Origin of the sequence: Streptomyces violaceusniger Tu 4113, assembly GCF_000147815.2 — a bacterium.
GTDB lineage: Bacteria > Actinomycetota > Actinomycetes > Streptomycetales > Streptomycetaceae > Streptomyces > Streptomyces violaceusniger_A.
This window is the reverse complement of sequence record NC_015957.1, coordinates 9,600,979-9,621,040: the sequence shown is the minus strand read 5'-3', so window position 1 is coordinate 9,621,040 and position 20,062 is coordinate 9,600,979. Positions and strand designations below refer to the sequence as shown.

At 71.7% G+C, this 20,062-nt stretch carries 17 protein-coding genes; 9 read left to right on the top strand and 8 right to left on the bottom strand.

Annotated features, from left to right (window positions below; all coding sequences use genetic code 11):
* Positions 1-37 precede the first annotated feature (37 nt).
* Positions 38-697, bottom strand: coding sequence for a TetR/AcrR family transcriptional regulator (locus tag STRVI_RS39350; RefSeq protein ID WP_014061139.1), 660 nt, complete (start codon positions 695-697; stop codon positions 38-40).
* Positions 698-813: 116 nt separating this feature from the next.
* On the opposite strand from STRVI_RS39350, the gene STRVI_RS39345 reads away from it, so the two are divergent.
* Entirely contained in the window at positions 814-1,383 is a 570-nt protein-coding gene (locus STRVI_RS39345) for an SRPBCC family protein (protein ID WP_014061138.1), read from the top strand.
* Between the two features lie 64 nt (positions 1,384-1,447).
* Here STRVI_RS39345 and STRVI_RS39340 read toward each other — a convergent pair whose 3' ends face one another.
* From STRVI_RS39340 to STRVI_RS55230, 6 genes are all read right to left on the bottom strand, one after another.
* A complete protein-coding gene (locus STRVI_RS39340) occupies positions 1,448-2,329 on the bottom strand; it encodes a carbohydrate ABC transporter permease (protein ID WP_014061137.1) in 882 nt (293 codons plus the stop codon).
* Entirely contained in the window at positions 2,326-3,699 is a 1,374-nt protein-coding gene (locus STRVI_RS39335; RefSeq protein WP_043237280.1) for a carbohydrate ABC transporter permease, read from the bottom strand. The genes STRVI_RS39340 and STRVI_RS39335 overlap by 4 nt, the downstream gene beginning before the upstream one ends.
* A gap of 24 nt (positions 3,700-3,723) precedes the next feature.
* Positions 3,724-5,082, bottom strand: coding sequence for an ABC transporter substrate-binding protein (locus STRVI_RS39330; protein ID WP_014061135.1), 1,359 nt, complete (start codon positions 5,080-5,082; stop codon positions 3,724-3,726).
* Positions 5,083-5,389: 307 nt separating this feature from the next.
* Positions 5,390-6,631: an FtsK/SpoIIIE domain-containing protein gene (locus tag STRVI_RS56570; RefSeq protein ID WP_435532641.1), complete on the bottom strand. Its 1,242-nt coding sequence runs from the start codon at positions 6,629-6,631 to the stop codon at positions 5,390-5,392.
* A gap of 108 nt (positions 6,632-6,739) precedes the next feature.
* Complete coding sequence (locus STRVI_RS56565; protein WP_435532600.1) at positions 6,740-7,921, bottom strand: hypothetical protein; 1,182 nt, start codon at positions 7,919-7,921, stop codon at positions 6,740-6,742.
* The gene (locus STRVI_RS55230) at positions 7,914-9,998 is read right to left on the bottom strand and encodes an FHA domain-containing protein (protein WP_078505561.1); all 2,085 of its coding nucleotides are present in this window, start codon (positions 9,996-9,998) and stop codon (positions 7,914-7,916) included. Before STRVI_RS55230 ends, STRVI_RS56565 begins: the two co-directional genes overlap by 8 nt.
* 510 nt (positions 9,999-10,508) lie before the next feature.
* Between STRVI_RS55230 and STRVI_RS39315 the strand changes: the two genes are divergently transcribed.
* The 4 genes from STRVI_RS39315 to STRVI_RS39300 all read left to right on the top strand — a co-directional run bounded on the left by STRVI_RS39315 (position 10,509) and on the right by STRVI_RS39300 (position 15,861).
* Entirely contained in the window at positions 10,509-12,212 is a 1,704-nt protein-coding gene (locus tag STRVI_RS39315) for a serine/threonine-protein kinase (RefSeq protein ID WP_014061132.1), read from the top strand.
* Between the two features lie 213 nt (positions 12,213-12,425).
* Complete coding sequence (locus STRVI_RS39310; protein WP_014061131.1) at positions 12,426-13,763, top strand: serine/threonine-protein kinase; 1,338 nt, start codon at positions 12,426-12,428, stop codon at positions 13,761-13,763.
* Between the two features lie 40 nt (positions 13,764-13,803).
* Positions 13,804-14,916, top strand: a complete 1,113-nt coding sequence (prfB, locus tag STRVI_RS39305; protein WP_014061130.1) for a peptide chain release factor 2 — start codon at positions 13,804-13,806, stop codon at positions 14,914-14,916.
* Between the two features lie 291 nt (positions 14,917-15,207).
* Entirely contained in the window at positions 15,208-15,861 is a 654-nt protein-coding gene (locus STRVI_RS39300) for an LPXTG cell wall anchor domain-containing protein (protein WP_014061129.1), read from the top strand.
* 107 nt (positions 15,862-15,968) lie between these two features.
* On the opposite strand, the gene STRVI_RS39295 is transcribed toward STRVI_RS39300, so the two are convergent.
* Complete coding sequence (locus tag STRVI_RS39295; RefSeq protein WP_014061128.1) at positions 15,969-16,163, bottom strand: hypothetical protein; 195 nt, start codon at positions 16,161-16,163, stop codon at positions 15,969-15,971.
* Positions 16,164-16,492: 329 nt separating this feature from the next.
* On the opposite strand from STRVI_RS39295, the gene ftsE reads away from it, so the two are divergent.
* The 4 genes from ftsE to smpB all read left to right on the top strand — a co-directional run bounded on the left by ftsE (position 16,493) and on the right by smpB (position 19,881).
* Entirely contained in the window at positions 16,493-17,182 is a 690-nt protein-coding gene (ftsE, locus tag STRVI_RS39290) for a cell division ATP-binding protein FtsE (RefSeq protein ID WP_043237274.1), read from the top strand.
* Between the two features lie 9 nt (positions 17,183-17,191).
* Positions 17,192-18,103, top strand: a complete 912-nt coding sequence (gene ftsX / locus STRVI_RS39285; protein ID WP_014061126.1) for a permease-like cell division protein FtsX — start codon at positions 17,192-17,194, stop codon at positions 18,101-18,103.
* A 68-nt stretch (positions 18,104-18,171) separates the two neighbouring features.
* Positions 18,172-19,383: a S41 family peptidase gene (locus tag STRVI_RS39280; protein ID WP_063644327.1), complete on the top strand. Its 1,212-nt coding sequence runs from the start codon at positions 18,172-18,174 to the stop codon at positions 19,381-19,383.
* Positions 19,384-19,401: 18 nt separating this feature from the next.
* Positions 19,402-19,881, top strand: a complete 480-nt coding sequence (smpB, locus tag STRVI_RS39275) for an SsrA-binding protein SmpB (RefSeq protein ID WP_014061124.1) — start codon at positions 19,402-19,404, stop codon at positions 19,879-19,881.
* The last annotated feature ends 181 nt before the right edge of the window (positions 19,882-20,062 follow it).

The window sequence follows — 20,062 nt, the reverse complement described above, 5'->3', positions numbered from 1 at the left end:
CCGGCGGCGGTGATCAGGCGTTGCCCCGAGGCGGTGATCAGGCGTCTTTGAGGCAGGTGATTCTGGCGATGATGGAGTCGGCGATGCTCTCTTCGGACCAGGGGAAGGTGCGGATGACAGCACGCTGGTGCGCGAGGCCGTGCAGGCTGAGCCACAGTGTGACCGCGTCGAGCCCCGGGTCGCTGATGGCGCACTGGCCCGCGGCGGCGCAGTCCGTGAGTACGTCGACGAGTACCTGTATGGCCGTCGAGTCGAGGCTGACGAGGTCTTCCTCGGTCAGCGAGTTGTCACCCAGGGTCGGCATCCAGAGGCCGCCGAACATCGTGCGGTAGCGCTCGGGGTGGCTCTTCGCGAAAGCGAGGTAGGACCGGCAGACGGCATGGAGCTGCTCTCGTGGGTTGTCGCCGGCCTCCTCCGCGGCGGAGCGCAGGAGGGTTTCCAGTTCGGCGAATTCCCGCTGTACGACGGCCAGCATGATGGCCGGCTGGTCGGGGAAGTGCGGGTAGATCGACGGGGCGGCGATGCCCACCTTGCGGGCCACCGACCGCAGGGTGATGGCGTGTTCGTCGCCGGTCTCGTCGAGCAGTGCCGCGGCGGCGGAGACGATGTCCTCGCGCAGGCGGCTGCCCTCGCCGCGACGGTTGCGCGTGCGCGCCCGTTTCGGTGCGGCCGGGCCTGCCGCGCTGGTCTTCTCCACTCCGTAACCTTACACCCCGAAGTTTATTGGCGTGAACCTCTTGTCGCGCTCAACTTACAGTCGTAGCTTTACGCCCGTAAGTACATGTGTGGGCGATCGAGAAGAGGAAGACCTTGATGCTCCTGAAGGGCATCGGTGTCGCCGCACTCGGCACGACGGTGACGCTGGCCGTGCAGCCAGTGGCGGCGGATGAGGCGCGGCCAAGTGCCCGGACCTACCAGGACTGCCAGGGGGTGACCGTCGACAAGGACGCCCCCGTGATCAGCAGGGCCGGCGTGCTCATCAAGGCGCCTCTGACGACGGTCTGGCGTCTGCACACGGATATCGACAACTGGGCGAGTTGGATACCGGAGATCACCCCGGCGCGGAAGACGACGCCGGGGCCGCTGCGCCCGGGGTCGTCCTTCGAATGGTCACCGCAGAACATGAAGGTCAAGTCGACGGTCAAGACGGTCAGGCCGCTGCGGTGTACCGCATGGGGCGCGCCCGTGAACGGCATCACCGGTGTCCACCTGTTCACCTTCAAGCCGGTCAAGGGCGGCGTGCTCGCCACCACCGAGGAGTCTTGGGCAGGCACTCCCGTCGAAGCCGACATCCCCGGCAGTCAGAGCAGCCTCGACGCGGGCCTCAAGGACTGGATGCAACGGCTGAAGGACACCGCCGAGGCGCGGTCCGGCTGTCATTGACCGCAAAAGGGGCGGCCCGGCACCCAGGAGGGGTGCCGGGCCGCCCGCCGTTCCGGGGGGTGCGTTACTTCACCGCGCCCGCCATCACGCCCGCCACGAACTGCCGCTGGAAGGCGAAGAAGACGGCCAGCGGGATGATCATCGAGACGAAGGCGCCCGGGCCGAGGATGTCGATGTTGTTGCCGAACTGCCGGACCTGCTGCTGCAGGGCGACCGTGATCGGCGGGTTGCCGCTGTCCGCGAAGATCAGGGCGACCAGCATGTCGTTCCAGACCCACAGGAACTGGAAGATGCCCAGCGAGGCGATGGCCGGGCCGCCCAGCGGCATCACGACGCGCAGGAACAGGCGCAGTTCGCCCGCGCCGTCCAGGCGGGCCGCCTCCAGCAGTTCGCGGGGGATCTCCGCGAAGAAGTTCCGCAGCAGGAAGATCGCGAAGGGCAGACCGAAGGCGGTGTGGAAGAGGACCACGCCCGTGGTGGTCTGGAAGATGCCGATCTCGCCGAAGAGCTTGGCCACCGGGACCAGCGCGACCTGGACCGGGACGACCAGCAGGCCGACCACGATCAGGAACCACCAGTCGCGGCCGGGGAAGTCCATCCAGGCGAAGGCGTAACCGGCCAGGGCGCCGATCGCCACGACCAGCAGGGTCGCCGGGACGGTGATCGCGAGGGTGGTCCACAGCGAGTCGGTGATCTGCTGATTGCCCAGGATCTTGTCGTAGCCGCTGAAGGTGAGCTGTCCGGGGTCGGTGAAGACCTTCCACCAGCCCGAGAGGTCCACCTCGGCCGGGTCCCGCAGGGAGGACAGCAGCAGTCCGGCGGTCGGCATCAGCCACAGCAGGCCGACCAGGAGGAGGACGACTCGCATCACTCCGCCGCCGGCGCGGGCGGCGATCCGCGCGACCAGGGACTGCTTCGCCTGTACGACCGTGTCCGCGCTGGTCATCGGCGGCTCTCCCTTCGGATCCGGCGGATGTTGATGAACATGATGGGCAGCACGAGCAACAGCAGCAGTACGGCGATGGCGCTGCCGAGACCCTGGTTGACGTCGGTGCCGAAGGACGACTGGAAGAGCTGGAGCGCCAGCACATTGGCGTCGTCCTGCGAGGGGCCCGGCGCGATGATGTACACCAGGTCGAAGATCTTCATCACGTTGATCATCAGTGTGACGACGACGACCGAGAGCACCGGCGCCAGCATCGGCACCGTGATCCGCCGGAAGACCTGCCACTCGGTGGCGCCGTCCATCCGCGCGGCCTCCATCAGCTCACGCGGCACTCCCGCGAGCCCCGCCGCGATCAGCACCATCGCGAAACCGGCCCAGATCCAGACGTACGCCCCGATGATGGCCGGGGTGACGATGGACGGGCCGAGCCAGTCCACCCCGTTGTAGGGCTGCGCGAAGTTCCAGGCGGGCAGCCGCAGTTGGGCGCCCTCGGCCTTGGCCGGAAGGGTGTACGTACCGTCCGCCGCCGATGTCGTCCGGGCGACGACCTTGCCGTCCTTGACCGCCTCGATCTTGAGGCCGGCCATCGCCTTCTCGCCCTTGTCGATGGCGCCCTGCTCGCCCCCGCCGCCCCGGGTGAAGTCGAACCAGACGGTGCCGGTCACCTTCCCCGGCTCGGCCTTGGCGGCCTTGGCGTCCTGCGCCCCGCTGATGTCCCCGCGCTTGGCCGCGACCAGTGGCAGCGAGGCGGGGGTGCCGGCGCGGACGGTGTCCCGGGTGGTGAACGAGCCGCCCGACGCCTCGGTCAGCCCGGCGGTGGGACGCGGATGGGCGCCGGGGAACGGCGGCGACTCGCTGAAGGAGTCATGCACGCTCACCCACATGGCGTTGGCCACGCCCTTGTCCGGGTCCTGCTCGTAGACCAGCCGGAAGATGATGCCCGCCGCCAGCATCGAGATCGCCATCGGCATGAAGACGACCAGCTTGAAGGCAGTGGCCCAGCGCACCCGTTCGGTGAGCACGGCGAAGATCAGGCCCAGGGCGGTGGAGACGGTGGGGGCCAGGATCAGCCAGATGATGTTGTTCTTGATCGCCGTCTTGGTGGCGTCGTCGGAGAACATCTCCTGGTAGTTGTCCAGGCCGACGAAGCCATTGCCCGAGGCGTCGAAGAAGCTCCGGTAGACGGAGTAGCCGATCGGATAGACGACGAGCGCCCCGAGCAGCACCAGGGCGGGCAGCAGGAACACCGCCGCCAGCCAGGGGCGGGTGCCCATGACGCTCTTCCTCTTTTTGGCGCCCGGTCGCTGTGCCGGTGGGGCGGACGATGCCCGGCCAGGTGTGGCCGCGCCGTCCGCTGTCGCGGTCGACATGATGTGGTTCTCCCGGTCGAGTGGTCAGTTCTTGTACGCCTTGGCGGCATCCGCTTCCAACTGGCGCTGGATGCCTTCGACATTCCTCGGGTTCTTGAGGAAGTCCTGGAGCGCTTTCCATTCGCCCTGGGCCGGCTTGCCACCGAAGGAGGCGGGAGCCTGGTCGGACATGTCGAACCGGAAATCATTGCCCGCCGCGATCAGCGCTTGTGCGATCTTGCGCATCGAGGCATTGGGATAGGCGCTGAACTTGACGTTTTTGTTCGCCGAGATGAACCCGCCGGACTGGGCCCAGATCGTCCCGGCGTCCGGGGAGGCGAGGAAGGTGAGCAGCGCCTGCGCCGCCTTGCTGTTCGTCAGCGCCACGCCGACGTCGCCGCCGGTCACCACCGGTGCCTTGCCGCCCACCGCCGGGAACGGGAACACCTTCGCGTCCTGGTCCAGCTCCGCGCCCGCGTCGGCGACGTTGGCGGCGACGAAGTCGGCCTCGAAGACCATGCCCGCGTCCGGCTCCGCCTTGTTGCCGAACGCCTTGGTGACGGAGTCCGGGAACGCGGTCTGCAGCGCACCGCTCCGGCCCCCCGCGACCAGGCCCCTGGTGCCCCACAGCTCGGCGAGCGTCTCGAGCGCCTTCTTCACCGACGGATCGGTCCACTTGATCTTGTGCTGGGCGAGCTGGTCGTACTTCTCCGCGCCCGCCTGGGAGAGATAGACGTTCTCGAACCAGTCGGTGAGCGTCCAGCCGTCCTGGCCGCCGATCGCGACCGCGTCGGTGCCGGAGTCGGAGATGAGCTGGGCCTGGGCCAGGAATTCCTGCCAGGTCTTCGGCACCTTGGCGCCCGCGTAGTCGAACGCGGAGGTGTTGTACCAGAGCAGGGATTTGTTGCTGGTCTTGAAATACACCCCGTAGGGCTTGCCCTCGTACGAGCCGAGGTCCTGCCAGCCCTTGGCGTAATTCTTGGCCAGCTCGGCACTGGCTTCGGCGCCGAGCGGCTTGGCCCAGCCCTTCTGGGCGAACTCGCGCATCACGCCGACCTGCCCGACCATCGCGACATCCGGCGGGGCGCCACCCGCGACCTTCGAGCCGACGAAGCCCGCCATGTCGTCACCGCTGGGTACGAAGGAGACCTTGGCGCCGGTGCGTTTCTCGAACTCCTTCAGCACCTTGGTGAAGTTCTCCTGCTCGGTGCCCGTCCATACCGCGGTGACCTGGAGTTTCTGCCCCTTGAGGCTTGGCAGTTTCACGGTGTTCGGCGGCGGACCGCCGCTTACCGTGCCTCCGTCGTCACCGCCGCAGCCCGCGGCGGTGAGCATGAGTGCTCCCGCCGCCAGCAGGGCCACCGCAGCTCGTGTCGAACGCTTCGCAGGAAGCGATACGTGCATCCCCGTTTTCCCTCCGATGCCGACCGCCCCCGTGCGGCCGTGTCCCGTGCGAGTAGTCCTACGCCCGGTCACCGAACGTGGCAATACTGCGTCCGGCGTTCACTCACGGATCGTGACCGGGCCGTGATGAACGATCGGCGGAGAACGGGGCAGGTGGGTCAGGTGGGTCAGACGGGAGGTTGGGCAGAACGGACCGGAACGCCGGGTCAGGAGCGACGGGACCGCTCGGGAACGGTCAGGAAACGGGCAAGGCGTGGCCTGCGGCGGACAGCGGCGGGCGCGGGCGGGCAGAGGCGGACAGGGGCGGTCAGATCAGCGCGGGTGCGGTGGGCGCGTCCGCCGACTGCGCGGCGCGCTGCAGCGCACTGGCGAGAAGTGCGAGGTCGGTAGGGCCGTTGCCCAGCTCGCGCAGCGGCCGACGAGCGGGCGGATCGCCCATCCGACGCCACTCCAGCGGTACGACGGTGGGCCGCTGCGTGGCGGTGCGCGGTATCCGTCCGGTCACCCGGCCCGCCTGAAACGGGGTGCCCCCGGCGTCCTCCGGGCGGAACAGCCGCCCACGGCCCGGGGCCGGGTCGCCGCCCGGGGCGGCTGCGGCTGCGGGGGTGGATGTGACCGAGCGTGGCGATGCGGCGGGGGCCGTGTCGGGCCGCTCGGGACTCAGGGGCCGCGCGGGCTCCCCGGGGCGGTGCGTGCGGTGGGCGGGGGCCGTGGGGTGTGCGGGGTTCAGCGGGCGCGGGTCCAGGACGATCCGGAGCCCGGCCCGCTCGACGGCCACCGTGTCCGCCGTACGGTCCGGGCGGCCGGACGCCACGACCAGATGCACCCCGAGGCGGGCGCCGTCGCGGGCGATCGCCTCCAGGGCGCGGACGACCGAACCGGCCGCCGGGCGGCCGGGGCTGCCGAGGGCCGGGGCCACCAGCGCGTCGAAATCGTCGACGAGCACGACGAGACGGGGGAGGAAGGGACGCGGGCGGGCGGCTGCCGCCGCCGCGCTCGCGGTGCGCTGAGCGCGCAGATTGAGCGTGTGGAGGGTGTCGCTCGGTGGCGGGTCGATATCGCCGGGCGGGCGGGGCGCGACGACGCGGGCGGAACCGGGGCCGGGGGCGCCCGGGGCGTTGCTCGGGGTGCTTGGGGTGCCGCCCGGGTCGGCGGCGCCTCCGCCGCCGCCCTCGCCGTCGCCGTGGTGGGGCCGGGCGTGCCAGGCGGTGAAATCCAGCCGGTCCAGCAGCTCGGCGCGGCGCTTGAGCTCCGAGCTGAGCGCCTGCGCGAACTCCCGCATCCGCACCGGGTCGGTGGCCGCCAGATGCGTCGAGACATGCGGCAGGTCCGTGCACACCCGCAGCCCCTCGCCCGCTCCGGCCCCGGCCCCGGCTCCGTCGACGAGAATGAGCTCGAGGCGGTCCGGCCGTTCGGCGGCCGCGAGTGACGCGGCGAACGAGCGCAGCAACTCGGTCTTACCGGTGCCCGCCGTGCCGTCGATCAGCGCGTGCGGACCGTCGGCCGCCAGATCGACCGCGAGCGCGCCGCGCGGCCCGGCGCCGAGCACCGCCAGCGCCCGCCCGCCCGCCGGGACCTCGTCCGCCGCGGCCGCCCAACGGGCCAGCAGTGACGCGGGCGTGGCCCGCGCCAGGCCCAACTCGTCCAGCAGCCGCTCCTAGTCCTGCAGCTGAACGATCTGCGGGCCTTCGGAGCCGCCTAACGCGCCGCCCTGCGCGGAGGCGGCCGGGCGCAGGGGCGCGAGCGCCCGCGCGAACCGCTCTGCCCACGCCATCGACACCGCGTCCACTGTCACGGTCTTGTCGGCGCCGGTCGCGCCGGTGAGCCCGGCGACACCGGTGACCCCGGCGATGCCGGACGTGGCCCCGTCCCCGTCCCCGCCCCCGTGGACGATCTGCAGTCCTGTGGCCACATCGCCGCTCAGCACGGCCGCCACCCCGGAGGCCGCGAAGGCCGCGGACGCGGCACACGCGGCCTCATAGCTCATCGGCAACGGGGACGTGGGTGACGCGGCGGGCGCCTCGGTCAGACAGAGCAGATGGATCCCGGCCGCGGAGCCGGTCACCGCCAGCCGGGCAAGCGTGTCGTGCAGCGCGGCCGAGCCGGGGGCGCCGTCCACGACCACCATGGTGCGCGGCCCGACGTGGCGCGCCGCCGCGGACGCCGCGGCGGCGGGGGAGGCGCTCGCCCAGCCGGGGCCCAGCGGACCGTCCTCCAGCCGCCGGGTCAACTCGTCCGTACGGGCCGTGGCCTGCTCCCCGTCGTACGCGAGCAGCAACCGGCAGTCCTGCCCGCGCAACGGCTGGACCTGCGGCAGCCAGCCGAGCCACGACCACTCCGCGAGCCGCTCCTCGCCGCTGATCAGCACGATCTCCAGCGCGGCCGGAGAGTGCAGCGCCGCGAGTTGAGCCACGACGGACCGGGCGAGCCCCGCCACCCGCGCCCGCGGCCCCGCCAGCCCCAGCGAACCGCACTGCCGCAGATCGACGGTCACGGGCGCGGCGGCCAGCAGCCCGCCGTCCGCCGCCAGTTGGTCGGCCGAGCCGAGACGCACCGTGAGCGCGTCGGGGTGCCCCTGGGCGCGCTCCCACAACCGGGAGCCCGGCCCCAGCGCCGTCATCAACACGGTGGCCGGATCCGGCCACCGCCGCTGCAGCACCTCCGCCTCCGCAGCCGCCCGCTCCGCCGAGCCCCGCGCGCCCCCGTCCTGCCGCACCCCGCTCCGCTCGGCCGCCTTCCCGCCGGCCAACTGCCGCACCCAGGCCCCTATCCCCCGCCGCCGCGCCTGCGCCCCCGGCGCATCCAGCGCATAGGCCCCGGCATGCGTACGATCACCCACCCCCCGCCGCCCTGTGCCGCCGGCCCCGGAGCCTCCGGCCTGCGGCCGCCCGGCGTCGGCCGAGCGGTCGCCCGGGCCACGTCCGCCGCGCTGCCCGCTGTCGGCGGGAGCCCCGCCCTGGCCTGCGTGGCCGGGGTCGGCCGAGCTGTGGCCGCTGCGCGGTCCGGCGCCCGGCTGGCCGCCGGGGTAGGGGGTGCGCTGTCCGGGAGTGGCTGATGGGCCGTCGTACGGCGCTCCCTGGTAGCCCGCGTCGGCGGGCTGTCCGCCGGTGGCGGAGGGTCCCTGGTCGTACGGCTGCCCGCCGCGCCGAGTGGCGCCGTAACCCGCGCCCGGACCCGGCTGCCGCCCGGAGTCGGCGTCGCCGTCGTGGTGGCGGCTGTGGCCTGCGTCCGCGCCGCCGTAGGGCGAGCCGCCGGGACTCGGGTCGGCGGGCTGGTCGCCAGCGGACCAGGGCCGCTGGGGGCGTCGGCCGCGTCCGTCCGTGTCGCCGCGCCCTTGACCGTGCGACTGACTGCCGCTGCCGCCCGCGCCGGGCCGGTCCTGGTCGGCCCGCGTGGGCTGCCCCGCCGGGCCGCGTCCGGCGGCTCCCGGCCGGGGGATGCGCTCGCCGCGTCGGGTGCGGGTGGTGGACGGGTCGTCGTACGGCTGGTCGCCGGGGGCCGAGGGCCCCCTGCGGGCCCCGGCCGTCGCGGCGGCTCGTTTCGCCGTGTCCTTCGTCGCGCGGCCGCTCACTGCGCCGACCGGCGCCCGCGGCACCGTAAGGCGAGCCGCCCGGGCTTGCCGAGCCGCCGGTCGGCCAGTGGCCGCCCTGCCCGTCCTGGTCCTCGTGGCCGGACCCGCGACCGCCTGCGCCGCCACGCGGCTTGGCGGCGGCCCCCTCGCCGGGGTGCCATCCGTCGTTCCGGTGGCCTTGGGTGCTTGCCCCGCCCGGGGTTCCGGTGCCCGTGCCGCGCGTCCCGGTGGGCCCCGTGCCGGGGCCCCAGCCGTCGTCGTCCCGGTGGCCTTGGGCGCCCGCCCCGCTCCGGGTCCCGGCGCCCGTGCCGCGCGTCCCGGTGGGTCCCGTGCCGCGTGCTCCGGCGGCTCCCGTGCCCGGGCCCCAGCCCGCCTCGCCCCGGCGGGGGTCCCGGGGCCCGGTGCCCGCGCCCCCCTCGTACCGCCCGGGCGCGGAGTGAGGCTCGTCACCTGGCTGGGCTACTCGTGTCCAGCCGGTGCCGGGGTGCTGGCCGGGAGGTGTCCAGGTGCCCTCGGTGGAGTGGGTGGGGGCGGACTGGGGGGCGCCGGTCCAGGGGCCCTCCGCGTGGGTGGGGTGGTCCCCGGCGGGTGTGACGCGGAGGTGGCCCTCGCCGTCCGCGTGGACCGGAAGGCGCGAGGGGGCCGACGGGAACGCGGACGCCGCGGAGGGGACGCGCAGCCGCAGGGCGGACTCGCCGATCCGCAGCAGCGCCCCCGGCTCCAGCGGCACCGGATGGGTGCCCACGGGGACGCCGTCGGCGGCGGTGCCGTTGGTCGAGCCGAGGTCGGCGATGGTCACGCGGCCGTCCTCGGCGACGGTGACCGCGCAGTGCAGCCGGGAGACGTCGGGGTCGTCCAGCGGGACGTCCGCGTCGGCGGAGCGGCCGATGCGGACCTGGCCGCCGTGGAGCAGATGGACGCCGCCCGCGTCGGGCCCCGCGACCACGTCCAGATGGACCGTGGCGTCGGCCACGGCGCTCTCGGGGAGGCCGGGATAGCCGGGGTAGTGGCCGGAGTAGGGGTCGGCCGGGGCGTGCAGGGAGAGCACCGCGCCGTCCACCAGCGGCGGCTCGCCCAGCGCACAGCGCTGCGGGTCCAGCCGCTCGCCCCCCGCGTACAGCACCACCGCGCCGCCACCGCTGCCGCCCCCCGCTTCGTATCCGGCCGCGGCGACCGCGTCGGCGAGCCCGCCGGCCACCGAGGCGAGGGCCGTGCCGACAGGGGCGGTGACCAGGACGTCCACCGCGCCCATGAGGGCATGCGGCGCGGACGCGGGCGCAGGATGGTGGCCGGAACGGCCCGGGTGGGCGCTGCGCGGCCCGAGGACGGTCAGCCGAATCTGCATCGCCGTCAACGGTCCCTTCTGTCCGGGGGGCCGGGCAGGGGTGCCGACCCCCACCACCGCCCCCAGGCCCTTCGGCACGTACAGGTCCGTACGGGGTCGTACGGGTCACGGAGCGTGAGCCCCCCGGCGCTCGGCGCTTCCGTGCTGCCTGCATCCTCGCACCTGCCACCGACACTTCGCCCGCCGCCCGGCGCCACATGATCTTGATTGGTCGGCTAGTCGGCCGAAACTGGCTGATTGCGACCGGAACGGCCACCCTTGAGACGCCCGGCGGTGCCCAATCGAGCGGCGATCGAGCGGCCCGGACGCCATCGGCAACCATCTGCCCGGATCACACGTCTTCCCCGGCGCCGGACCCTCGTGTGGTGATCGGATAGGGCGCACCGTGCGTCGCCATTACAGTGGGGCGGACGAGCATCACATGCAGACCGTCAAGCAGAGCAGTAAGCAGCGCAGCAAGCAGACCATCGCAGACCACCGATGTAAGACCACGATCAGGGAGCGCATGACGTGCGGCCGGTAGGCAGCAAATACCTGCTCGAGGAGCCGCTCGGGCGCGGAGCCACGGGCACCGTATGGCGGGCAAGCCAGCGGGAGGCGGCGGGGGCCGAGGCCGCCGTGGCCGGGCAGCCCGGCGAGACCGTCGCGATCAAGGTCCTCAAGGAGGAGCTCGCGAACGACGCGGACATCGTCATGCGCTTTCTCCGCGAGCGCTCGGTGCTGCTGCGGCTCACCCACCCCAATATCGTCCGCACCCGTGACCTGGTGGTCGAGGGTGATCTGCTGGCCCTGGTCATGGACCTGATCGACGGCCCGGATCTGCACAAATACCTGCGCAGCAACGGCCCGTTCACCCCCGTCGCCGCATCCCTCCTCACCGCCCAGATCGCGGACGCGCTCGCCGCCAGCCACGCCGACGGCGTCGTGCACCGCGACCTCAAGCCCGCCAACGTGCTGCTCGCGGGCACCGGCGAGGGCCAGGAAATGCATCCGATGCTGACCGACTTCGGCATCGCGCGCCTGGCCGACTCGCCCGGCCTCACCCGCACCCAGGAGTTCGTCGGCACCCCCGCCTATGTGGCGCCGGAGTCCGCCGAGGGCCGTCCGCAGACCTCCGCCGTGGACATCTACGGCGCGGGCATCATGCTCTACGAGCTGGTCACCGGCCGTCCGCCGTTCGCCGGCAACACCGCCCTCGAGGTGCTCCACCGCCACCTCAGCGAGGAGCCGCGCCGCCCCTCGACCGTGCCCGAGCCGCTGTGGACCGTCATAGAGCGCTGTCTGCGCAAGCGCCCCGAGGAGCGCCCCAGCGCCGAGAGCCTGGCCCGTGCGCTGCGCGTGGTCGCCGCCGGTGTCGGGGTGCACGCCTCCGCCGCGCAGGCCGAGGCGGCGCTCGGCGTCGCCGCGCTGCTCGCCCCGGACCCGGCGCCCGCGCCGGTCCCGGACACCGCGCCCGCGGACTCGGCCGACCCGACCCAGGTGCTCCCGAACGCACCGGGGGGCACCCCCTCGTACGACCCGGCCGCGGCCACCAATGTGATGCCGACCACCGGGGCGAACGCCGACCCCACCCAGGTGCTGCCGACCGGCTCCGGACCGGCCGGAGGCGCCGATCCGACGCGCGCCATGCCGCCCGTGCCGCCGGGCCAGGACGATCCGCACCCCTGGCAGAACCAGCTGCGCGCGGCCCGCGACCGCAATGAGCAGACGCAGGTCCAGTACCTCGACCCGAGCCAGGACCCGCTGCGCCGCCGCCCGCACCGCGCCGCGCCCCAGCAGCCGTATCAGCAGCAGCAATACCAGCAGCCGCAGCAGTATCAGCAGCCCCAGCAGCCGCAGCCGCCTCAGCGCCAGCGGGGCCGTCAGCAGCCGCCGCCGTACGCCCAGCAGCAGCCGCAGCAGTACGCCCCGGCGCCGCACCACCCCCAGCAGCCCCAGCCGCAGCGCTACGCTCCGCCGCCGCAGCAGCCGGAGCCGCGCGGGGAGCCCCGGCAGCGCGGCTCCAGCCCCAACCGGATGAAGATCCCGGGTCTGGGGTGCCTCAAGGGCTGTCTGTTCGTGATCGTGGTCCTCATCGTCGGCTCCTGGCTGGTCTGGGAGCTGACCCCGCTCAAGGACTGGATCGCCGAGGGGCAGAGCTACTGGGACGCGGTCTCGGGCTGGGCCAAGGACGTCCAGAAGTGGATCGAGGACCTCGGCGGCCCCAGCAGCTGATCCGTCAGCGTCCCCGTTTCCGGTCCCGTCCCCGCCCCGGCTTTCCGGCCCGATCCTGGCCTTCCCACCTCCGACTCCGGCGATTTGTCGACATCCGAAGGGTGTTTTCCGCCGCAGAAGTGACAGTTGGCGTTGTCTGGTGCACCCAACGCGCCAGTAGCCGCGTAGCTTTGTCGCCAACGTGCCCCCCTTGTCGGAGGATTCGGAGCAGTCTTGTCACGGAAGATCGGCAGTCGGTACACCGCGCACCAGCTCCTGGGGCGCGGCAGCGCCGGCACGGTGTGGCTGGGCGAGGGACCCGAGGGCCCCGTCGCCATCAAGCTCCTGCGTGAGGATCTCTCCTCCGACCAGGAGCTCGTGGAGCGCTTCGTCCAGGAGCGCACCGTACTGCTCGGCCTCGACCACCCCCGGGTGGTCGGAGTGCGCGACCTGGTGGTCGACGGCAATGACCTCGCGCTGGTCATGGACCTGATCCGCGGGACGGATCTGCGCACCCGCCTCGACCGCGAGCGCCGGCTCGCCCCCGAGGCCGCCGTCGCCATCGCGGTGGACGTCGCCGACGCGCTGTCCGCCGCGCACGCCGCCGGGGTCGTCCACCGCGACGTCAAGCCGGAGAATGTGCTGCTGGACATGGGGGGCCCGCTCGGCCCCGGCGGTGCGCACCCCGCCCTGCTCACCGACTTCGGCATCGCCCGCCTGGTGGACGAGCCGACCCCGATCCGCGCCCAGCCGGCCCGCGACCGGGCCTCCTCCCAGGGCCGCTCGCCGAACCCGCGCAGCGTGATCGGCACCCCGGACTATCTCGCCCCCGAGATCGTCGAGGGGCTGCCGCCCCGGGCCAGCGTGGATGTGTACGCCCTCGCGACCGTCCTCTACGAGATGCTGGCCGGCTTCACGCCCTTCGGCGGCGGTCATCCGGGCGCGATCCTGCGCCGCCATGTGACCGAGACCGTGGCGCCGCTGCCCGGGATCCCCGACGAGCTGTGGCAGCTCCTCCTCCAGTGCCTGGCCAAGGCGCCCGCCTCCCGGCTGCGCGCCTCCGAGCTGGCCACCCGGCTGCGCGAGCTGCTGCCCAGTCTGGCCGGATATCCGCCGCTGGACATCGACGAGCCCGATGAGCAGCAGGAGGGCGAGCAGCGGGAGGGCGCGGAGGCAAAGACCCCGCACCGCGGCGTCTCCGTGTCCGCCGCAGGGCCCGCCCCTTCGCCCTCGCGGCGGCGCGGCGCGGTGCCGCTGGTCCCCGGCGCGGTGCCGGACTCCAGCCGCGAGACCCACACCAGCATGCGGGTGCCCAGCGCGGACGAGCTCGCGGGCGGCGCCCATGGCACCGCCCGCGCCCCCCGGGTGCACGGCCAGCGCCGGGCGGGCTCGGCCCGTAACCCCGCGGTCGCGGGCGCGCTGCGCCGCCGCCGGCTCAAGGTGGCCGCGATCACGCTGGCCGCCCTGGTCGCGGTGGGGCTCGGCGGCTGGCTGGTGGCGGGCGGCGACGACGGAGGCGATCAGCCCAAGGGCGGCGAGCACTCCGTCTCCCAGGACCCCGGTACGCCATGACCGGGGACGGTCAGTCTTCCGTAGCGGTTACGCTGGTCCCGTGGCAGTCGTCGATGTATCCGAAGAGCTGAAGTCCCTCTCCTCGACCATGGGGTCGATCGAGGCCGTCCTGGACCTCGACAAGATGAGGGCCGACATCGCCGTGCTCGAGGAGCAGGCGGCGGCCCCGTCCCTGTGGGACGACCCGGAGAACGCGCAGAAGGTCACCAGCAAGCTCTCCTATCTCCAGGGGCATCTGCGCCGGGCCGAGGAGCTGCGCGGCCGGATCGACGATCTCGAGGTGCTGTTCGAGCTCGCCGCCGACGAGGGCGACGCGGACGCCCGCGCCGAGGCCGAGTCCGAGCTGGAGGCCGTGCGCAAGGCGGTCGACGAGATGGAGGTGCGCACCCTCCTGTCCGGCGAGTACGACTCCCGTGAGGCGCTCGTGAACGTCCGCGCCGAGGCGGGCGGGGTGGACGCCGCCGACTTCGCCGAGCAGCTCCAGCGGATGTATCTGCGCTGGGCCGAGCGCCACGGCTACAAGACCCAGATCTACGAGACGTCGTACGCGGAGGAGGCCGGCATCAAGTCGACCACCTTCGCCGTGCAGATCCCGTACGCCTACGGGACGCTCTCCGTCGAGCAGGGCACCCATCGCCTGGTGCGGATCTCGCCGTTCGACAACCAGGGCCGCCGCCAGACCTCCTTCGCGGGTGTCGAGGTGCTGCCGGTCGTCGAGCAGACCGACCACATCGAGATCGACGAGTCCGAGCTGCGGGTGGATGTCTACCGCTCCTCGGGCCCCGGCGGCCAGGGCGTCAACACCACCGACTCCGCGGTGCGGTTGACCCACATCCCCACCGGCATCGTCGTCTCCTGTCAGAACGAGCGCTCGCAGATCCAGAACAAGGCGTCCGCGATGAACGTCCTCCAGGCCAAGCTGCTCGAGCGGCGCCGCCAGGAGGAGCAGGCCAAGATGGACGCGCTCAAGGGCGACGGCGGCAATTCCTGGGGCAACCAGATGCGTTCGTACGTCCTGCACCCGTACCAGATGGTCAAGGACCTGCGCACCGAGTTCGAGGTCGGCAATCCGCAGGCGGTGCTCGACGGTGAGATCGACGGCTTCCTGGAGGCCGGAATCCGCTGGCGCAAGCAGCAGGAGCAAGGGAAGTAACCTTCCCGCTGGACCCCCAACGGGCCCCGTACACCGCGGTTTTGGTCACAGTCCTGTACCCATGCATGCCGCATCCACTTCCATAGCGGACATCTCGCATGCAATGGCCTTGACGATGATCTGAAAACTGGGAAGGCTGACGCGCGGCATGCGTATGACTGGGGCGCGTGTGAACGGGAGCCGGCGGACCGCCTCAGAGGGATGGGGACCGCGGAGAATGCGACACCCCGAGCCGTTGCCCCGCGCATAGCTGCTCCATTGACGAGTACAGCTACTGGGGGTAGCAGGCAGATGACGAAGAAGACGCGGCTGCGCGTTGCGCGCATAGCTGCCGGTGCGGTGATCGCCGCCGGCGCATCGCTCACCGCCGCCGGCGCCGCCTCGGCCGTTGGTGTGGATGTCGGTATCGGCGGTGTGAACGTTTCCGCCAACGCGGACGAGAAGGGCCTGGATGTCGGTGTCGGCATCGGCAAGCCGACGGACGAGCCGACCGACGAGCCGACCTCGATCCCGACGGGCGAGCCGACCGACCCGCCCACCGACGAGCCGACCGACCCGCCGACGGACGACCCGACTCAGCCGCCGACCGGTGAGCCGACCGACCCGCCGACGGATGAGCCCACTCAGCCGCCGACGAGTGAGCCGACCGGCGCGCCCACCGACGAGCCGACCGCCTCGCCGAGCTCGCCCGGCCAGGGTGGCGGCAGCGGTGGTGGCGACGACAGCACCTGCACGGTGGACCTCGACAGCACCAACTGCGACGACAACACCGGCACCGACAACGTCGGCTCCAAGCCGGTGGAGCAGGGCAAGGCCAAGGAGCAGCTGGCCGAGACCGGTTCCTCCGAGACCACGTTCCTGCTGGTCGGCGCCGCTACGATGATCGCCGGCGGTATCGGCTTCCGCTTTGTGCCGCGTCTGGTGAACCGCAACAACGTCGCCTGATCGCGCGCTCTACGCACGGTAAGGGGCCCGGAGCTCTCCAGAGCTCCGGGCCCCTTGTGCGTTCAGAGGGTGTGCCACACCCGACGTACAGCCTGCGTAACGCTCCGTTACGCCGTTGCCATCTCATGCGCGAGCACGGCCACCGTGATGAGCGCCACCAGCAGCGCTATCAGCGCGGCCGGCGTCAGCCCACCGAAGATGCCGTCCTGCTGCAGGCGCTCCCTGCTGGCCCGGCAGACCGGGCAGCGGCCCTCGCTGACGGGGCTCGCGCAGTTGGCGCAGACGAGCCTGTCGTACGTCATGCGCTTTCTCCTCCCGCGCGGCGGTGCCGCAGTAGACACGGGACCAACGCCCAGCGAAAGAGGTTGGTTCCCCTTCCACTGTGCCAGCTTCCGTCCGGTTCGGCGCGCCCCGCACGATTCCGTGCCGCATCCGTACCGGTTTCGTGGCCGTTTCAGCCGCCACGACAGGCGGTTTGTCAACCGTTTGACCCCAATAGTGCAGTGAAGAAACCCACCCACGCCGGACGGCGGACTGCGCGCCCGCATGTGCTTCGCGTATGGTCACGCTCACCGACGGGAGCCGCTTCGGCTGCAGCCCGTACCGCTACCCAGGTCACCGTGGTGCTCCAGTGATCCGATTCGACAACGTAACCAAGACATACCCCAAGCAGAACCGTCCCGCACTTCGGGATGTCTCGCTTGAGATCGAGAAGGGCGAGTTCGTCTTCCTCGTGGGTTCCTCGGGGTCGGGAAAGTCCACTTTCCTCCGGCTGCTCCTCCGCGAGGAGCGCGCCAGCCATGGCGCGGTCCATGTGCTCGGCAAAGATCTCGCGCGGCTGTCCAACTGGAAGGTGCCGCAGATGCGCCGCCAGTTGGGGACCGTCTTCCAGGATTTCCGGCTGCTCCCCAACAAGACGGTCGGGGAGAATGTCGCCTTCGCGCTCGAGGTGATCGGCAAGCCGCGCACCGCCATTCGGAAAACCGTCCCCGAGGTGCTCGATCTGGTGGGACTGGGCGGTAAAGACGACCGTATGCCCGGCGAGCTCTCCGGTGGTGAACAGCAGCGGGTGGCCATCGCCCGCGCGTTCGTCAACCGTCCGATGCTGCTGATCGCCGACGAGCCGACGGGAAACCTGGACCCGCAGACGTCCGTCGGCATCATGAAGCTGCTGGACCGGATCAACCGGACCGGCACCACTGTCGTCATGGCGACACACGACCAGCAGATCGTGGACCAGATGCGCAAGCGCGTGATCGAACTTGAGAAGGGCCGCCTCGTCCGCGACCAGTCCCGCGGCGTCTACGGCTACCAGCACTGAAAGGACGCCATGCGCGCCCAGTTCGTCCTGTCGGAGATCGGCGTCGGTCTCCGCCGCAATCTCACGATGACCTTCGCGGTCATCGTCTCCGTCGCCCTCTCGCTCGCCCTGTTCGGCGGGTCCCTGCTCATGCGCGAGCAGGTGAGCACGATGAAGGGCTACTGGTACGACAAGGTCAACGTCTCGATCTTCCTCTGCAACAAGAACGACAAGGAGACCGCGGCCAACTGCGCCAAGGGCGCGGTCACCGAGGCCCAGAAGCAGGAGATCGAGTCCGAACTCAAGCAGATGAACATCGTCGAGTCGGTGCACTTCGAGACCAGTGAGGAGGCGTACAAGCACTACAAGGAGCAGTTCGGCGACTCGCCGCTGGCCGATTCCCTGACCCCGGACCAGATGCAGGAGTCCTTCCGTATCAAGCTGAAGGACCCCGAGCGCTATGACGTCATCTCCACGGCCTTCGCCGCCCGCCCCGGGGTGCAGGAGGTCCAGGACCAAAAGGCCCTGGTCGACGACCTGTTCAATCTGCTCAACGGCATGAACTTCGCGGCGCTCGGCGTGATGACGCTGATGCTGATCGTCGCTTTGATGCTGATCGTCAACACGGTGCGGGTGTCGGCGTTCAGCCGCCGCCGGGAGACCGGGATCATGCGATTGGTCGGCGCGTCCAGCTTCTATATCCAGATGCCGTTCATCATGGAGGCCGCCATCGCGGGGCTGCTGGGCGCGGGCTTCGCCTGTGTACTGCTGGTGAGCGGGCAGTACTTCCTGGTCAACAACTGGCTGGTGGACAAGATCGATGTGATCAACTTCATCGGCTGGGACGCGGTGCTCGCCAAGCTGCCGCTGGTGCTCGCGATTGGCCTGCTCATGCCCGCGTTCGCGGCGTTCTTCGCGTTGCGCAAGTACCTCAAGGTGTGACATTCGCCTACGGCGCCGTACCGGACAACCCCCGGTACGGCGCCTGTTGGTGCCCTACACTCACCGGCATGTCGGGCCCGTGTTTGTTCGTCCAGCCCCGCCGCATTCGCCGCGGGGCCGCCCTGACATTGGTCTTCGTGAGCGTGCTCGCCACCGGGGCGGCCGTCGGTTCCTGGGGCGCCGAGCCCGGACCGCGCCAGGACCCCCAGCCCGTCGGGATGCCCGCTCGTGGCTATGTCGGCGCGGTCGAGAGCGACCAGGTCAAGGCGGCCGCGGCCGCGGCCCAGGAGGACGGGAAGTCCGGTTCGAAGGCCGCCCGCGAGGTGGTCAGCCGCAGCGGAGACCGGTGGGGCGCGGTCTACAGCGCCCGTGAGTACGAGGGCTTCCGCCAGAAACTCGACGGTGCGTACGTCGGCGTCGGGATCTCCGCCCACCGGGACGCCCACGGGCGGATCGCGGTCGAGCGGGTCGAGCCCGGCAGCCCCGCCCAGAAGGCCGGGATCCGGGCCGATGACCGACTGCGCACGGTCGACGGCAAGAACGTGACCGGGCGGCCGGTCACCGAGGCCGTGGCCCTGCTGCGCGGCCCCGCCGACGGCTCCCCGGGCACCCGGGTGGAGCTCGGGCTACGGCGTGGCGGGCAGAAGTGGACGCAAGAGCTCCGCCGGGCCCGGCTGACCACCGACCCGGTGACCGTCGACCGGCTCAGCGGCTACGACGACCACAGACCCGGCGCCGTCCGGATCAAGGTCGACTCGTTCACCAAGGGCACCGGCGAGCGGATCCGGCGGGCGGTGCGCTCCATCCCCCGGGGCGACGGCATCCTGCTCGACCTGCGGGGCAACTCCGGCGGGCTGGTCTCCGAGGCCGTCACCGCCGCCTCCTCCCTCCTCGACGGTGGCCTGGTCGCCACCTATGACGTCCGTGGTGACCAGCGAGTTCTCGACGCGCGGCCGGGCGGCGACACCGACAGCCCGCTGGTGGTGCTGGTCGACGGCGGCACCATGAGCGCCGCCGAACTGCTCACCGGCGCCCTGCAGGACCGCGGCCGCGCCGTGGTCGTCGGCTCCCGCACCTTCGGCAAGGGCTCGGTGCAGATGCCCAGCGAACTGCCCGACGGCTCGGTCGCCGAACTCACCGTGGGCCACTACCGGACCCCGGCCGGCCGTAACGTCGACGGCGAGGGCATCGCCCCGGACCTGAGGGTCAAGGCCGACGACGGCCCGTCGGCCGAGGCGCGGGCGCGCACAGTATTGAGTGGCCTCGGGGGCGGGTCCTAGTGCGAGAATGGCCTGGCTATGGCTAAAGAGACGGGTCGCAAGCTGATCGCGCAGAACAAGAAGGCGCGGCACGACTATCACATCCTGGATACGTACGAGTGCGGTCTGGTGCTGACCGGGACCGAGGTGAAGTCGCTGCGCCAGGGGCGTGCCTCGCTCGTGGACGGCTTCGCCCAGCTCGACGGCGGCGAGGCATGGCTGCACAACGTGCACATCCCCGAGTACAGCCAGGGGACGTGGACCAACCACTCGGCGCGCCGCCGGCGGAAGCTGCTGCTGCACCGGGCGGAGATCGACAAGCTGATCGGCAAGACGCAGGAGACCGGGCACACCCTGGTGCCGCTGGCCCTGTACTTCAAGGACGGCCGGGCCAAGGTCGAGATCGCGCTGGCCAAGGGTAAGAAGGAGTACGACAAGCGCCAGACGCTCCGCGAGCGGCAGGACCGCCGGGAGTCCGATCGGGCGATCTCCGCGGTGCGGCGGCGGCAGCGGGCCTGACCAGCCGGGCGGGCCTGACCAGCTCAGCGGGCCTGACCGGCCCTGGGGCCTGACCGGCCCTGGGGCCTGACCAGCCGGGCACGCGCCCCGGGCGGCGGGAATGATGTAGCCCCGTCGCGCGTTGTTCACCTATGATGGCGCTTGTGCCCCTCCGAGGGCGCGGCACCACCTTTGAAAACAC

Bases quoted from the DNA above. Each gene is read 5' to 3' on its own strand.
- smpB (WP_014061124.1), top strand. From the start codon at position 19,402: ATGGCTAAAGAGACGGGTCGCAAGCTGATCGCGCAGAACAAGAAGGCG.
- STRVI_RS39295 (WP_014061128.1), bottom strand. From the start codon at position 16,163: ATGACGTACGACAGGCTCGTCTGCGCCAACTGCGCGAGCCCCGTCAGC.
- STRVI_RS39345 (WP_014061138.1), top strand. From the start codon at position 814: ATGCTCCTGAAGGGCATCGGTGTCGCCGCACTCGGCACGACGGTGACG.
- STRVI_RS39300 (WP_014061129.1), top strand. From the start codon at position 15,208: ATGACGAAGAAGACGCGGCTGCGCGTTGCGCGCATAGCTGCCGGTGCG.
- STRVI_RS39340 (WP_014061137.1), bottom strand. From the start codon at position 2,329: ATGACCAGCGCGGACACGGTCGTACAGGCGAAGCAGTCCCTGGTCGCG.
- ftsX (WP_014061126.1), top strand. From the start codon at position 17,192: ATGCGCGCCCAGTTCGTCCTGTCGGAGATCGGCGTCGGTCTCCGCCGC.
- STRVI_RS55230 (WP_078505561.1), bottom strand. From the start codon at position 9,998: ATGCAGATTCGGCTGACCGTCCTCGGGCCGCGCAGCGCCCACCCGGGC.
- STRVI_RS39280 (WP_063644327.1), top strand. From the start codon at position 18,172: ATGTCGGGCCCGTGTTTGTTCGTCCAGCCCCGCCGCATTCGCCGCGGG.
- STRVI_RS39330 (WP_014061135.1), bottom strand. From the start codon at position 5,082: ATGCACGTATCGCTTCCTGCGAAGCGTTCGACACGAGCTGCGGTGGCC.
- STRVI_RS39335 (WP_043237280.1), bottom strand. From the start codon at position 3,699: ATGTCGACCGCGACAGCGGACGGCGCGGCCACACCTGGCCGGGCATCG.